The organism is Candidatus Tisiphia endosymbiont of Parasteatoda lunata (genome assembly GCF_964030955.1).
Taxonomy (GTDB): Bacteria; Pseudomonadota; Alphaproteobacteria; order Rickettsiales; family Rickettsiaceae; genus Tisiphia.
In genome coordinates, this window is record NZ_OZ035003.1 from 1103860 (window position 1) to 1118382 (window position 14523).

The window sequence follows — 14523 nt, forward strand, 5'->3', positions numbered from 1 at the left end:
AATTCTTTAAGTCTTTAAATATTATATTCTAAAATTATCTTCCACTAAGTAGAAAAGTGATTAATTTCAATTATTTTTTTGTGGTAGAGTATATAAAAATAAATATTGCCAAGTGTGCAAGTTTAGGTAGGTATAATAGTCCTCGATGTTCTAAGGGTGATGGTACTGAGCTTACTATCAATTTATTGTCCCACTTTGGGAGAAAAACCCCGCACTTGCAGTGCGTCGTTTCAACATAAATTTTAAATATCTTATCAAGAAAAGATAAGAATGAATCATACAGATATTTTTTAACAAAATCTTACACTTCACAGATATATTCTTTTTGTGTTGTGACACTTTCTAAATGAGCCATACACAAATAGTTTCTAACTTTTAAGTTAGTACATACATGAGGCATTCATGCCGTAATATTAAGCTCTGCACTTGCAGTGCAGAGTGGTTAACTACATCGATACTTGAGGTTAATTAGTTTCTTTTAAATTAGATTTAATTTTGTCTGAATATAATTTTACCTATAAACCTTAACCTAAAAATTTCTTTCTTGCTTTTCTACTTGGAAATAGTGTTTTCAGGAAAATAGTGTTATCATCTTCTTTTATATAAGGTATAGCATATATTTCAGTTAGTATCCTTACATATAGAACTTGCTGATCAGGATATTGTTCTTGATTATGATGTTTTTAGACCTTTTGAAACTCTACTTCTGCTGGTGATTTGTACGTCGATGCGGTACTCGAATCACGTACATTCGAGTACGCTGCGGTTCTGCGTTCCGCGTTTCCTTCAAATCCCTCAGCATAAGCGAGTTTCGAAAGAGGTCTATTGAATTATTTCTTCAAAACCTATTCCTCTTTCAAGCAACAATTTTGAATTCTTTTCATAATTATATCTAAATTTAATCAACTTAAACTACCTAACAACTACAATTTTGTGGCTTCTTTATGAATTAACATATTAATATATGTTTGATATGCTAACCCAAGTTTTGAAGCCTTAATTTTTATAGCTTCAATATCCTGCTCAGCTACTCTTATAGTAATAGGATGCTTTCTCTTTAGCTGCATTTTGAAATAGTTTAATATCATTTTGATTTTTAATACTAGGTTGTTCTTCAAAATTAATCTCTATATCCTGCTCATATTTATCTAATTTGTAGCTCATAGTTTGATATATTTTATTTAATATACTAATAAATAGTACATACTATGTCAATACATTATACGCGAATTCGATAGGCGAACAATAGTGTACTGCTCGTAAATGAAGAGTTGGTAGACGATAGTATAACTTCAAGAAGAGCTAGGCAGTAGCAAAGTCGAGCGGCGTAGCGTACATGAGTAACTAGGCAGCTTCGGTCTTTGGTCGCGGGAACGCCAATTCTTGAAGTCCTACCTGAGTATGCATAGTGAAGTGGGCTAGGCAATTTTTTTATACTCAAAGTATATTTTTCTTACCGAGTGAATCCATACAACACAAACAATGGTAAATACCACCATTAAAAATGGTGATATAGAGCTAAAAGTAGCTGTTGGTATTAATGTGAAAATAATTGACTGTATTAACCCGCTCGAAGATTTACCAACCTTCGAGCTAATGACGTCTACAGCTGCCTTACCTTTTGTCTTTAGCTCTTGGTCAAGAGGAATATATAACATTTCTCTTGAGGTATCCCAAATTGAATATTTACTACCTTTCACTAGAATGTTTTGTAAAGCACCAATTGACACCGCAAGAGCTAAGGGTGTCATGAGAATGCTACTATCAAATATCGATAATACTTGGTGGTCAAATACGATTAAGATAAAAAACAATATACCAGTAATCATCATGACAATTGGCGGAATTACTGCAGCAACAAACCAGCCATGGCTACGCATTATATTATTGCCTATTATAGTCATTACCATAATAGCAACTCCAGTCCAAAGAATGTAAAGACTATTGAATTCTGCATAACTATTAACAGTGGGGTATAATTCCTTAATTTTTGCTTTCCATACTGCTTCTACCAAATTCATTGATAAACCAAAGGCAGCAGAGCAAATTAGCATTAACCATAAATATTTTGATCTTGTTATATATTTAAAACTTTCAATTAAACCCATGCCTTCTTTAGTAGATCTACCACTTTTAGCATTTGCATAAAATGTTGGATTTGTAAAAACATTTTTGGTAATAAACTTTACAAGTAAACATGATATAACAGCAGAAACTACCACGAGACTTGTTGATATTTTTATAAGTGTAGTTTTGTTGTCCGATACGGTTAAAAAATATTTAGCAATACTGTTCTCAGATGATAAGTTCATCATCAAAAAGCCTACAAATATTAAAGAAGAATTGCCAAATAATGAAAAAAGCGTGTAAAACCTTTTTGCTTCTTCTGTTGTAGTAAGTTCATTAGCAAACTGCCAAAAAAGTAAAACATAAAAGATATTTGGCCAAAGTTCAGATAATGTATAGAAAAGCATATAACTCCAATTACCAACTAAAGCTATATACCATTTAAGATGAGGATAAGTTCCCATAATTTGTTCTAGTGAATTTGGACTAATATGGAAAATATCGACATTTGGATAAATAATGAAAGCAAAAAGAATGAAGAATCCAACAAAAAAAGTGATTAAATAGCAAAAAATCTTTTCAAAACTAAAATGATTAAGCATCTTAGCATAGATTATAACGAATAAAGCTGCTGCAGGTGTTACACAATAAACTTTAGTAAAACTTACTACTTCAGCACTAATCTCTGAAATTAAAATACTATCTTTTAAAATTCTTAATATGTTTTGATTGAATAGGACACAGAACATCAGACCGCACATAGGTATGAATTTTCCAAGCTCATGATTATGGATAGACCAAAATATAGTTCTGAATTTGCTTTTAAATAAGTTTGACTGTATACTAGTCATAATAAGGATTCCCTAAGACAAAAAAAAAACTTGAGGACATGTTCAAGAGTTTCTCTATAATGGCTTAAGGCTATTATGAAAACCAAAGAAAGTTAGGAAGTTATATATTATTAGCCTCCCTATGTCAAGATATTTTAATTTAGCTTGTATAGCAAGATAGGAGATGCTATAACTCTTTATGTCTATATAGAAAATCTAACGAGAGTATATGAGAAAACTATTATTATTAATCGCTGTTGCAACTTCTGTTATTTTAACTTCTACCATATCAATAGCAGATGAAAATCAGTTTTATGTAAAAGCAGAAGTTGGTGCAACAATAGGTTCTGTCGCATATGTTGGACAATAGAAAAAAGATTGATATAATGATCTAAAAAAGATGTTAAGATGTTTCGTATTACTGCAAGATTATTATCATATTTCAAAGGATTTTGTTCTTCACCAGAAATAATAATGTTATTTGTCTATATGAAATGCCGATTTTCTTTAAGTTATCGAGATTTGGAAGAAATGATGAGTATAAGGGGAGCAAAAATTGATCACTCTACATTACAAAGATGGGTTATAAAATTTGTACCATTGATAGATCAGGTGGTTAGAAAAAGAAAGAAGCCAGTTGGTAGTAGTTGGAGAATGGATGAGACTTATATTAAATTAAACGGTAAATGGGTTTATTTATATAGAGCACTAGATAGTCTTGGTAATACTGTAGACTTTCTGCTACGTAAGCATAGAGACAAGCCTGCAGCACTTGCATTTTTTCGTAAAGCCTTTAGAGAGAATAATTTTCCTGAGAAAGTAGTAATTGATAAAAGCGGTAGTAATACGGCTGCTCTTAATGATTTGAATACAGAAGTTCCTAAAGATTATAAAATTAAGGTTATTCAGACCAAATACCTGAATAATCTTGTAGAACAAGATCATAGGTTTATCAAAAAACGTACAAAGCCAATGCTTGGTTTTAAGAGTTTTCATTCTGCAGAAATGACTATTACCGGTATAGAAAATATTCGTATGATGCAAAAAAGACAAATAATTGGAGCTAATGATAATCTTTCTACTTTTGAGAATTTTGCTATGTTAATGGCATCATAATGTCCAAAACCTTAGTTTTAACAATCTTGATGTAGTATGATTTATAGATGCGACAAAACCTTCTTAATATCTTCTTTAAAGCAGAACAAGGATCTTTTAATCTGTAATGTATTTCAGCTACTATATCATTTTTATACAGTTTAGTACTAATAGTACCTATGATATTACGTAAATCGTTAGTATTTTGCATAATTAATACTCTGCTATTAGTTGTAGTAAATTTATTTAAAAATATTTATTATTTTACAATAATTTAAGTGTAGTTTAACTTCCTTACCTACTAAGCTAGAAGAATTTATTGTCCCACTTTGGGAGAAAAACCCCGCACTTGCAGTGCGTCGTTTCAACATAAATTTTAAATATCTTATCAAGAAAAGATAAGAATGAATCATACAGATATTTTTTAACAAAATCTTACACTTCACAGATATATTCTTTTTGTGTTGTGACACTTTCTAAATGAGCCATACACAAATAGTTTCTAACTTTTAAGTTAGTACATAAATTAGGCATTCATGCCGTAATATTAAGCTCTGCACTTGCAGTGCAGAGTGGTTAACTAAAACCTAAATTAGAATTATTCCAACTCTTAAAAAACATTAAGTATTATACGTAAGTAAAATACTTAAATATAATGTAGAGACTCTTTCTATTATTTATGTTTGTATTTACTAAATGGTTCTATAACCTGATAGAATAATAATAGTTTAAATAAATTAGATTTTATGGAAGATAAAGAGATACTATGTCCACAAGATATTTATGAAAAGCACTTGATAATAATTAACAATATCAGCTTTACATCAAGAGAAATAGACGTGATAGCATGCATTATGCATGGGAAAAACACAAAAGGAATAGCTAATTTCCTATCAAATGAGGATAAACAGATCGAGATAAGAACTATTGAAAGTCATATCTCTAATATCAAACGGAAAATACGAACAAATACCCGAGAGGGAATTATAAACTTTATAGAAACATCTGATAAATACAAGCTAATACAAAGTTATTATTTAAGTTTGTTAATTCAACAAGAATTTAAAAAAATCTTAAAGGAAATTTTAATATTAACAAAGTCTGATAATATATCATTTTTTATTGTTTTACAGATGCTAGAAAACAATGATTTAAACTTGATAATTAATAATATACGTAGTGATTTACAACTTATAGGCATAACAGTTTTTATAGAACTACGGGAAAATTTTGATAACACTCCTATAGTTTTAAGGCACAAGGAGACACATGATGAAGGCAGAAAGCAATTAAGGCAATGTACTGTCTATGTTTTACCTGTAAATGAAGCTAATATATCTAAACAACAGCAAGGTGATAATTCTGTTATTATGTCTAATGAGCAGGATATATCTAAAGTATTTTTTCTTATACCGCAGGAATGTATAAAATTTTCATCTAAACAAACTAATTTTGAATATATTAATCTCTCTTTGTCCAAACAATATTATTTTGTTTTTTTAGAAATTATTACAAAGATTTTTCCTAATATGAATGTAAACAACATTATTATTAAGTTCAAGGAAAGGTATAATAATATTATATCCAATAATTCTGCTTCACTTTCTCCTCAATCTTATTTGACAAATAAAAGTGTTCAAGGTAAAGCTAGAAATATTTATCTACTAATAGTTGGTGTATTGATTTTGATTATTTGTAGTATTTATTTTTTAATATTTAGCCCAACTATTAAAAAAGCAGTTAAAAATCAAGAAGCAGAAGTGTCATATCTTAAAACACAAGAATCAGTAATACTTCCTAAGAACTTGACTAGTTGGAATATACCTAGACAAGATAATGTTTTTGTTGGGAGAGAAAAACTATTGAGTGATTTATACAATAAATTGCATAAGAATCATACACCAAAAGGAATAAGCAATTTAGCAATTAGTGCATGTGCTGGACTTGGGGGAATTGGTAAAACACAATTAGCCTTGCAATATATAAATCATACAAAACATCCTTATACACTTAAAGCTTGGTTTTCTGCAGAGAACATTGATGATTTGTATAATAAATATGTTGAATTTGCTAAGTTATTAGGATACACAGAAGCCGTCTATACAAAAGAAAAAATTATTGCTTATATTAAACAATGGCTAATTGACAATCCAGGATGGCTTTTAGTTTATGACAACGTAAACAACTATCGTGAAATTGAACCATTTCTACCAGAAACTGGTGGACATGTAATTTTAACAACTCGTCAGCGTTATTGGCCAACAAAATTTTCAATATTACCGGTTAATATCATGACAGAAGAGGAAGCTATCAAAACAATAAAGACTTTAATAGAACGAGATATAACAGCAGAAGAACAAGATGCTATAAAAGAATTAGTAGAAGTTTTAGGATATTTACCCTTAGCACTAGTACAAGCTGGTTCTTATATTAAGCAAAAACATATAACTATTCCAGAATATTTAGGTCTTTATAAGAGATATGAATCAGAACTATTAGCGGATAATTCTTTTTTAGAAGAAACAAAAGGCTATAACTATCCAGTGGCAATAACCTGGAATATTAGCTTAGAGGCAATTGTTAGAGATACTAAAATTAATAATGAACCCCCTATAGCTATTGAACTTTTAGCGGTATGTGCATATCTAGCTCCAGACAAAATCTCTCGTAAACTATTACTGACATGGCTACAAACAGCTTATCCACATTTATTATCTCCACAATTAACATTAAATAAACACATTGCTCTATTATGGCAATATTCCATGATCAATTATGATGATAATGATAATATTGCTATTCATCGCCTAGTAAAAGCAGTTTTATGTCACCAAATAAGTCAAGGGCTAGAAAACAAAAATAATATTTATTCTACCTTAAATTTAAGATGGTTTGAATCACTATTACAATTTTTTATAAATAATGAATACGAATTTAAACTAACTAATTCTTTTCAACAACTTATTGAAACTAGTCAGCAATTTAAAACTAAATTTAAGGATAAATATAATGGAAATCTTGCAGCAATGGACTTAATAATTTCTTTGATCTACTTTGAGCAAGAGAAATATGAAGATTTTTTAAAGATACTTGATCAGGTTAATACATATTTGCAAAAAACTGACGGTTTAGAAATATTAAAGTGTAAAATTCTAGGTTTATACTCACTATATTTTCGTAAAATTGGTAATTATCACAAGGCTGAAGAAAAAATAAATGAAGCATTTTATGAGTATAATAATATAAAAATAAGTAAGTCAGAAAAAGATAATGATATAAAAAATTTAAAGGCAAATTTATTGTCGAATAAAGCTATTCTTAGCTTAGTCAGAAATAAAGCAAAGAATAAAATGAATATAAATACACTAGAAATAGAGACTGCTATAAAATCAATTCTAGAAGCAATAGTTTTATTTAAAGAAGCTCATAACACTAGAAAGTCTGTCCGGCAAAACTCTATAAGTCTTATAGATAATAGGGTTTAATGGCAGAAAATAATAAAGAAATCCATAAGAAAATGTTAAAATATGCTAATAAACCTTATGGATTTCAGTCAATATGCCAATAGAAAATATTATCAAATCACAAAAACAAGGAAAACTTTTTGGTTATAAATTAAAAGAAGAATTAAACTCAAATAATAAGCTATATAAATTAAGAGAATTAATAAATTGGTCTGGTCTAGAAGAATGGTTATCAAAAAATGTTTCTATTAAGAGATTTGGTAGAAATAGAAAATGTCATAGAGTGATGCTTGGTGTAACGATGCTACAAGCAATGTATAATTTTTCAGATTCATTAGCAGAGGAAGAACTAAAAGAAAACATGTATTGGCAATATTTCTGTGGGTGGAAATATATAGAAACAGATATAGCGATGTCGGAAACTAGCATAAGAAGATTTCGTAATTTATTAGGTGAATCTGGATATAACGAGATATTAGCAGAGTTGATAAGAGTTGGAATAAGAACTAACACAATTAAAAAAAAAGATTTGGAATTGATAATTGCTGATACAACGGTACAAATTAAGAATATCAAGCACCCACATGATGTTTATTTAATGGATAAAGCTAGGCTTAGTATTGTGAAGTTTTGCCAAAGTTTGGGTATAAGTTTAAACGAAACCTACGCTAGAACCTATAAGCGAGATATAATAAAGCTCTGGAAGTATAAAGAGCATAGCAAAGCCAAGAAGCGTTGGAAAATAATGAAGCATTTAAAAACGTTACTTGGTCGTTTGGTTAGAATATGTGAGCGTGAGATAAAAAATCAGAAATTAAACTTATCTATCAGAGATCAAGAAGTATTGAAAAAAGTAAAACAAATACATAGCCAATCTGTTTTAAAAAGAGAAGAGAAAAAGCAATACAAAGAACAGAATAAAATATTGTATAGTTTTCATGCCCCTGAGGTAGAGTGTATAGGGAAGGGAAAACGAAACAAGCCATATGAGTTTGGCAATAAAGTTGCGGTAGTAGTCAGTGGTCGTAGAAATTTTGTACTGTCAGCAAAATCGTTTCATAATAATCCTTATGATGGTCATACATTGCAGCAGAGTTTTGAAGCGGTAGAAAATGTAACTGGAATAAAGATAAAAAAATCGTTTGTTGATCTTGGTTATACTGGCAGCAATGTTAAAGAGAAGAGTAAGGTATATACCCCAAAAACTCGGAAAAAGTTATTGAAAGAAGACAAGTGTATGATCAGGAGACGCAGTGCTATAGAACCAATAATAGGGCATTTGAAACAATATGGCAGGATGGGCAGAAACTTCTTGAAGGGTGTGATAGGAGATGTGATCAATCCAATAATCTCTGCTATAGGTTTGAATTTACGATGTATTGCCAATCATTTACACATCATGCCTAACTCTACATAAAAAAATTATCATTAAAAAACTTGCTAAACGATTAAAAAAAATCGTTAACAATAAGCTCATGTAAAAATTTTACTAAAACAGAAATTTTTCAATAAAATTGAAAACAATTTTTAATTTTAGTGCAAATATTAGAATTTTTTTTGTAAAAATTTTATTCAATCATAGATTATGGGGGGCTTTAAATATTTTTGGCGGACGGACTAGAAAATTTTTACTATCAATTAGATTATATGGAGAACTACTTATTTTAGCCAACCAAGCTGATAAAATAATAATAGAATTTAATAAACATAATAACTTAATTGAGCAAATAGCTGATAACAAAACTAATACCAATTGCAATAATTAACACGGTGTATTTATCCAGTCTCTATACATAATTGATTTTACTAAATCTACATTATGAGCAAGTTGATTCTAAGCGTAACAAGCCATAGTGACGATATCTTCATATACACCATAACATTGGTTAGACAAGTAATGATTCTTGATCCATTCCCAAACTTGTTCCATTGCATTAAGTTCCGGTGCATAGGGCGGAAGCGGTATCAAAGTGATATTGCTTGGCACAGTTAGTTTTTTGGCTGTGTGCTAACCTGCATTATCCGTTAGTAAAGCTATATGTCGGTTGCCTTGAATACTGCGAGAAAGGTTGATGTGGTTATAGTTTTCCGGACAGTTAATAGGAGACAATATTAACAGAAAGGAAGTACAAAAATGACTAATAGCAAACCAAAGGTTTATCCGGCTGAATTTAAAGAGTCAGCAGTTAAATTAGCAATTGAGTCCAAGCGACCTGTGTCACAAACAGCTAAAGAGTTAGGTATTACTAGAAATACTCTATATACTTGGGTAGATAAATATTCCAAACCTAAAGAATCAATAATGCGAACAGATGAACATCTCTATGATGAATTAAAAAGATTAAAGAAAGATTTAGCTAGGGTAACGCAGGAGCGTGATCTATTAAAAAAGGCTGCCGCGTACTTTGCGAAAGAGTCCCAATAAAGTACGCATGGATAAAGAAGCATAAAGGTGATTTTTCAACTGCGATTATGTGCAAATTTATGAAAGTATCACGTAGTGGCTATTATGAATGGTTAACTACCCCTGAATGCAATAGGGACAAAGAAGATAATGCTTTAACCTGTAAGATTAAAACAATTTTTCAAGAAGGTAGAAGGAATTATGGATCTAGACCCATTAAAAAGGAACTATCTAGACACGGTATAATTGTTAGTCGGAAGCGGATTGCAAGGCTAATGAATGAAGCTGGTTTAGTATGTAAAAGCAAACATAAATTTAAAGCAACTACTGATTCTAGTCATAATAAGCAAGTTGCTCCTAATTTATTGGATAGAAAGTTCAAGGTCTATGCTGCTAATTGTTATTGGGTTGGGGACATCACATATGTTCCAACTGAAGAAGGTTGGCTGTACTTAGCAACCGTTATTGATCTATTTTCTAGGAAAATTATAGGGTGGTCAATGAATAGTAACATGAAAGCTGATTTAGTTAATAATGCTCTGCTAATGGCAATATGGCAACGTAAACCACCTAAAGGACTTATTTGGCATACTGATAGAGGTAGTCAATATTGTTCTGATAGCCATTCAAAACTTACAAAACAACATGGTATTATACAGAGTATGAGCGGTAAAGGAAATTGTTGGGATAATGCTGTTGCTGAAAGCTTTTTTCACACTATAAAAACAGAACTAATTTATCAATATAAATTTAAAACTAGGGAGGAAGCAAAATATGCCATATTTGAATATATAGAAGTATTTTATAATCGTATAAGGATGCATTCAACTAATGACTATCTATCACCTGTACAATACGAGAAAATGCAAAAATGTGCCTAAACAAACTGTCCGGAAAACTGTTGACAGATCAATATTTTTTGGTAATAATTCTGTTAACATATCTGGAAAGTTTTTTTATATGTATTTTGAGTCTCTTGATTTGACTTTGGATGCATTGAACGAGAAGTAATCCAGCTAAAACCAAGGCGGTGCATAGTATTGTAGACTGTTTTTAACGCACATTTAGCACCATATTCCTCAAGTAACATGATATGTAACTCCTTTCCAGTTATATACCCACCAGTTTTACTTTCACTGAGCGTATTGATTTTATCAAAAAGAGCAGACTCTTGTATAGTGTTAATCTTCCTAGGGGCACCGCTTCTTTGTGATTCAAATAATCCTTCAAAACCATGATTCCTAAATCTTCTGAGCCATGATTGCACAGTTTTCCAGTGTGACTTCACTATTGCAGATATGGCTTTAAAAGATTTGCCTAATTGAAGGTGATAGATCGCCAATAAACGTATACGATTTCGACCATGCGGCTCATGTTTCATCATTTTTATAAAATCATGACCTTCAAAACCTTGCGGTAATATTAACCTAGCTATTTGATTACCTTTTATCAGTTAAAAACCCATTTTATAACACTGCGTTAATTATTGCAATTGGTATAAAATGTTTTTTTATATAACTTATTCAGATGCTTATTTTAGTAAAGGTGATTTCAACAAAGCTTTGGAGTATTGTTCTAAGGCTAAACAACAAGCAGAAAAATTATATCTTAACGATGCACTAAATAATATTAACAATAAAGAGAAAACTATTAAGTCCGTCCGCCAAAAATATTTAAAGCCCCCCATAATCTATGATTGAATAAAATTTTTACAAAAAAAATTCTAATATTTGCACTAAAATTAAAAATTGTTTTCAATTTTATTGAAAAATTTCTGTTTTAGTAAAATTTTTACATGAGCTTATTGTTAACGATTTTTTTTAATCGTTTAGCAAGTTTTTTAATGATAATTTTTTTATGTAGAGTTAGGCATGATGTGTAAATGATTGGCAATACATCGTAAATTCAAACCTATAGCAGAGATTATTGGATTGATCACATCTCCTATCACACCCTTCAAGAAGTTTCTGCCCATCCTGCCATATTGTTTCAAATGCCCTATTATTGGTTCTATAGCACTGCGTCTCCTGATCATACACTTGTCTTCTTTCAATAACTTTTTCCGAGTTTTTGGGGTATATACCTTACTCTTCTCTTTAACATTGCTGCCAGTATAACCAAGATCAACAAACGATTTTTTTATCTTTATTCCAGTTACATTTTCTACCGCTTCAAAACTCTGCTGCAATGTATGACCATCATAAGGATTATTATGAAACGATTTTGCTGACAGTACAAAATTTCTACGACCACTGACTACTACCGCAACTTTATTGCCAAACTCATATGGCTTGTTTCGTTTTCCCTTCCCTATACACTCTACCTCAGGGGCATGAAAACTATACAATATTTTATTCTGTTCTTTGTATTGCTTTTTCTCTTCTCTTTTTAAAACAGATTGGCTATGTATTTGTTTTACTTTTTTCAATACTTCTTGATCTCTGATAGATAAGTTTAATTTCTGATTTTTTATCTCACGCTCACATATTCTAACCAAACGACCAAGTAACGTTTTTAAATGCTTCATTATTTTCCAACGCTTCTTGGCTTTGCTATGCTCTTTATACTTCCAGAGCTTTATTATATCTCGCTTATAGGTTCTAGCGTAGGTTTCGTTTAAACTTATACCCAAACTTTGGCAAAGCTTCACAATACTAAGCCTAGCTTTATCCATTAAATAAACATCATGTGGGTGCTTGATATTCTTAATTTGTACCGTTGTATCGTATACCTGCAGCAAAACTGCATAACTTTATCTAATGTTTTTGCTAGTATGAATTTTTTATACATTTGGGTTTCATACTATGCAAATACCATCAATTACTATTGAGCAAGTAGCTCAGCAATTTAAAGCCTGGCGTCAAACTAAAACTAATAAGTTTGATCCTATACCAAACCATCTAAAGGAATTAGTTTACCAATTACTCCATCATTATTCTTACCAAGAGATAGCTAAACATCTTAATATTAATAAAGCAACAATCAGTTCAATTAAAAAAGCCCATGAGCCTACCCTCAAAACTTCTCCTGTCTCAACTTCAAATCAAGCTCTACAACAAAATATTAATTTTCTCCCATTTCAACTATTAAATTCTATAGATACCGATCCTGTAGCTGCCCCCAAACAAAATCACTATACTTGTCACATTATTAAACCAAATGGTACCAAACTTATTATCCAAACACTAGAACCAAAAACCATAATTCAGACATTTTTATGCTGCAACTAACCCCGGCGTCAGTTATTTTTGTTGCCACTATTGCCATCGATTTTCGCAAGGGTATCGATGGCTTAATCGCTGTTTGTAGACAAAAACTTTCTTCTGACCCTCTTAATGGTTCCTTGTTTTTATTGTCCCACTTTGGGAGAAAAACCCCGCACTTGCAGTGCGTCGTTTCAACATAAATTTTAAATATCTTATCAAGAAAAGATAAGATATTTTTTAACAAAATCTTACACTTCACAGATATATTCTTTTTGTGTTGTGACACTTTCTAAATGAGCCATACACAAATAGTTTCTAACTTTTAAGTTAGTACATACATGAGGCATTCATGCCGTAATATTAAGCTCTGCACTTGCAGTGCAGAGTGGTTAACTATGACCGTTTCTCTCAGATAAATTAAACATCCACTCAGTAAACTTGCTATAATCTTTTTTAGATTTTTGTTCTTCCGTGGTAAATCTTATCTTGCTATTCAGAATGGATCTTGCCCCTTGAATTAACAAAGTACGTAAATAGATATCACCTCTTTTACTAATACCAAGCAACTTATTTTTGCCACCACTAGAGTGTTGCCTTGGCACTAATCCGAGCCATGCTGATAATTGCCTACCATTTTCAAAACAACTAGCATTACCTATTGAGGCTATTAAGGCTGTGGCAGTTATTAAACCTATACCTGGTATCATCATTAGTTGTTGGTGATTACTATACTGGCTAGCTATGATTTTTAATCGTTGTTCTAGCTCTTTTATTTTTTTATCATTTTCTACAAATTCTTCTTTTAACTCACTAAATGTTTGGTAGCTTAGCTGACTTAAATCCCCTTCGTCTAAAATCTCAGTTAATTTTGTTATAATCTTATTGATTCCTTGCGGAATAGTAAAACCAAATTCATATAATAGCCCTCTAATCTCATTAGCAAGTGCAGTACGATTTTTTACCAATCTCTGTCTTACCCTATGAATAAATAAAATATCTTGTTGCTCTACAGTTTTAATGGGTACAAACCTCATACTAGGTCTTGCTAATGCCTCACATATTCCTTCTGCATCAGCTTGATCATTTTTATTGGTTTTGACATAAGGCTTAACAAACTGTGGTGCCATTAGTTTTACATTATGACCTAATTTTATTAATTCTCTTGCCCAATAGCTAGCTCCACCGCAAGCTTCCATGCCTACTAGACATTTTGGTACGTTAGCCATAAAAGTTAAAACCTGTTCTCTCATTAATTTCTTCTTTAATATTGTCTTGCCATTTTTATCTACACCGTGAATTTGAAAAATTCTTTTTGCAATATCTATACCAATTGTGGTAACTTCCATATGGACCTCCTTATTGTTGTTTAGGATTCATTTCCTATCCTAGAAGATTAGCATACGCTTCTCATTCTGTATATAGGGTAGGTCCATACCATTATTTTAGCACATCCTAAA

15 protein-coding genes and 2 pseudogenes are annotated in these 14523 nt (G+C 30.9%); 8 read left to right on the top strand and 9 right to left on the bottom strand.

All coding sequences use genetic code 11. The features are described from left to right. Positions 1-177: 177 nt before the first annotated feature. The 4 genes from AAHN00_RS06860 to AAHN00_RS06875 form a co-directional block, all read right to left on the bottom strand. Positions 178-339, bottom strand: coding sequence for a hypothetical protein (locus AAHN00_RS06860; RefSeq protein ID WP_342271033.1), 162 nt, complete (start codon positions 337-339; stop codon positions 178-180). A gap of 584 nt (positions 340-923) precedes the next feature. Continuing rightward, positions 924-1088: a CopG family antitoxin gene (locus AAHN00_RS06870; RefSeq protein WP_410521437.1), complete on the bottom strand. Its 165-nt coding sequence runs from the start codon at positions 1086-1088 to the stop codon at positions 924-926. Continuing rightward, a complete protein-coding gene (locus AAHN00_RS15035; protein ID WP_410521476.1) occupies positions 1024-1164 on the bottom strand; it encodes a hypothetical protein in 141 nt (46 codons plus the stop codon). Before AAHN00_RS15035 ends, AAHN00_RS06870 begins: the two co-directional genes overlap by 65 nt. A 254-nt stretch (positions 1165-1418) precedes the next feature. Beyond that, on the bottom strand, positions 1419-2918 hold the full coding sequence (locus AAHN00_RS06875; protein WP_410521422.1) for an Npt1/Npt2 family nucleotide transporter: 1500 nt from the start codon (positions 2916-2918) through the stop codon (positions 1419-1421). A 208-nt stretch (positions 2919-3126) separates the two neighbouring features. Here AAHN00_RS06875 and AAHN00_RS06880 point away from each other — a divergent pair, with 208 nt between their 5' ends. Both AAHN00_RS06880 and AAHN00_RS06885 read left to right on the top strand, forming a co-directional pair. After that, positions 3127-3267 carry a hypothetical protein gene (locus tag AAHN00_RS06880; protein WP_342272495.1) on the top strand — a complete coding sequence of 47 codons (141 nt, stop codon included), beginning with the start codon at positions 3127-3129 and terminating at the stop codon, positions 3265-3267. Positions 3268-3305: 38 nt separating this feature from the next. Further along, a complete protein-coding gene (locus tag AAHN00_RS06885; RefSeq protein WP_342270905.1) occupies positions 3306-4013 on the top strand; it encodes an IS6 family transposase in 708 nt (235 codons plus the stop codon). A 221-nt stretch (positions 4014-4234) separates the two neighbouring features. Here the strand turns inward: AAHN00_RS06885 and AAHN00_RS06890 are convergent, their stop codons facing one another. Further along, the gene (locus AAHN00_RS06890) at positions 4235-4465 is read right to left on the bottom strand and encodes a hypothetical protein (protein ID WP_342272496.1); all 231 of its coding nucleotides are present in this window, start codon (positions 4463-4465) and stop codon (positions 4235-4237) included. A gap of 273 nt (positions 4466-4738) precedes the next feature. Between AAHN00_RS06890 and AAHN00_RS06895 the strand changes: the two genes are divergently transcribed. Continuing rightward, positions 4739-7477 carry an NB-ARC domain-containing protein gene (locus tag AAHN00_RS06895; RefSeq protein ID WP_342272497.1) on the top strand — a complete coding sequence of 913 codons (2739 nt, stop codon included), beginning with the start codon at positions 4739-4741 and terminating at the stop codon, positions 7475-7477. Between the two features lie 73 nt (positions 7478-7550). After that, positions 7551-8873 (top strand): IS5 family transposase, encoded by a 1323-nt coding sequence (locus tag AAHN00_RS06900; RefSeq protein ID WP_342272498.1) that lies wholly within the window; start codon positions 7551-7553, stop codon positions 8871-8873. A 503-nt stretch (positions 8874-9376) separates the two neighbouring features. Here the strand turns inward: AAHN00_RS06900 and AAHN00_RS15040 are convergent. Continuing rightward, a pseudogene (locus AAHN00_RS15040) lies at positions 9377-9482 on the bottom strand (IS630 family transposase); the annotation flags it as partial. A gap of 108 nt (positions 9483-9590) precedes the next feature. Here AAHN00_RS15040 and AAHN00_RS06910 point away from each other — a divergent pair. Next, positions 9591-9881, top strand: a complete 291-nt coding sequence (locus AAHN00_RS06910; protein WP_342270937.1) for a transposase — start codon at positions 9591-9593, stop codon at positions 9879-9881. 11 nt (positions 9882-9892) lie between these two features. After that, entirely contained in the window at positions 9893-10741 is an 849-nt protein-coding gene (locus AAHN00_RS06915) for an IS3 family transposase (protein ID WP_342272570.1), read from the top strand. 53 nt (positions 10742-10794) lie between these two features. Here the strand turns inward: AAHN00_RS06915 and AAHN00_RS06920 are convergent, their stop codons facing one another. Together AAHN00_RS06920 and AAHN00_RS06925 are read right to left on the bottom strand one after the other, a co-directional pair. Continuing rightward, the gene (locus AAHN00_RS06920) at positions 10795-11244 is read right to left on the bottom strand and encodes a helix-turn-helix domain-containing protein (RefSeq protein ID WP_342272500.1); all 450 of its coding nucleotides are present in this window, start codon (positions 11242-11244) and stop codon (positions 10795-10797) included. Positions 11245-11715: 471 nt separating this feature from the next. Beyond that, positions 11716-12600 carry a transposase gene (locus AAHN00_RS06925; RefSeq protein WP_342272501.1) on the bottom strand — a complete coding sequence of 295 codons (885 nt, stop codon included), beginning with the start codon at positions 12598-12600 and terminating at the stop codon, positions 11716-11718. Between the two features lie 64 nt (positions 12601-12664). Here AAHN00_RS06925 and AAHN00_RS06930 point away from each other — a divergent pair, with 64 nt between their 5' ends. Both AAHN00_RS06930 and tnpB read left to right on the top strand, forming a co-directional pair. Further along, positions 12665-13090, top strand: coding sequence for a hypothetical protein (locus AAHN00_RS06930; protein WP_342271013.1), 426 nt, complete (start codon positions 12665-12667; stop codon positions 13088-13090). Continuing rightward, positions 13078-13266 carry an IS66 family insertion sequence element accessory protein TnpB gene (gene tnpB, locus AAHN00_RS15045; RefSeq protein ID WP_342271559.1) on the top strand — a complete coding sequence of 63 codons (189 nt, stop codon included), beginning with the start codon at positions 13078-13080 and terminating at the stop codon, positions 13264-13266. Before AAHN00_RS06930 ends, tnpB begins: the two co-directional genes overlap by 13 nt. Before the next feature lie 192 nt (positions 13267-13458). Here the strand turns inward: tnpB and AAHN00_RS06940 are convergent. Continuing rightward, positions 13459-14412: pseudogene (locus tag AAHN00_RS06940) on the bottom strand (IS110 family transposase); the annotation flags it as partial. Positions 14413-14523 lie beyond the last annotated feature (111 nt).

What these genes read in the sequence shown, in the direction of transcription:
- AAHN00_RS06875 (WP_410521422.1), bottom strand. Translation starts at nt 2,918, where the DNA reads ATGACTAGTATACAGTCAAACTTATTTAAAAGCAAATTCAGAACTATA.
- tnpB (WP_342271559.1), top strand. Translation starts at nt 13,078, where the DNA reads ATGCTGCAACTAACCCCGGCGTCAGTTATTTTTGTTGCCACTATTGCC.
- AAHN00_RS06930 (WP_342271013.1), top strand. Translation starts at nt 12,665, where the DNA reads ATGCAAATACCATCAATTACTATTGAGCAAGTAGCTCAGCAATTTAAA.
- AAHN00_RS15035 (WP_410521476.1), bottom strand. Translation starts at nt 1,164, where the DNA reads ATGAGCTACAAATTAGATAAATATGAGCAGGATATAGAGATTAATTTT.
- AAHN00_RS06910 (WP_342270937.1), top strand. Translation starts at nt 9,591, where the DNA reads ATGACTAATAGCAAACCAAAGGTTTATCCGGCTGAATTTAAAGAGTCA.
- AAHN00_RS06920 (WP_342272500.1), bottom strand. Translation starts at nt 11,244, where the DNA reads ATGATGAAACATGAGCCGCATGGTCGAAATCGTATACGTTTATTGGCG.
- AAHN00_RS06870 (WP_410521437.1), bottom strand. Translation starts at nt 1,088, where the DNA reads ATGATATTAAACTATTTCAAAATGCAGCTAAAGAGAAAGCATCCTATT.
- AAHN00_RS06895 (WP_342272497.1), top strand. Translation starts at nt 4,739, where the DNA reads ATGGAAGATAAAGAGATACTATGTCCACAAGATATTTATGAAAAGCAC.
- AAHN00_RS06900 (WP_342272498.1), top strand. Translation starts at nt 7,551, where the DNA reads ATGCCAATAGAAAATATTATCAAATCACAAAAACAAGGAAAACTTTTT.
- AAHN00_RS06885 (WP_342270905.1), top strand. Translation starts at nt 3,306, where the DNA reads ATGTTTCGTATTACTGCAAGATTATTATCATATTTCAAAGGATTTTGT.
- AAHN00_RS06880 (WP_342272495.1), top strand. Translation starts at nt 3,127, where the DNA reads ATGAGAAAACTATTATTATTAATCGCTGTTGCAACTTCTGTTATTTTA.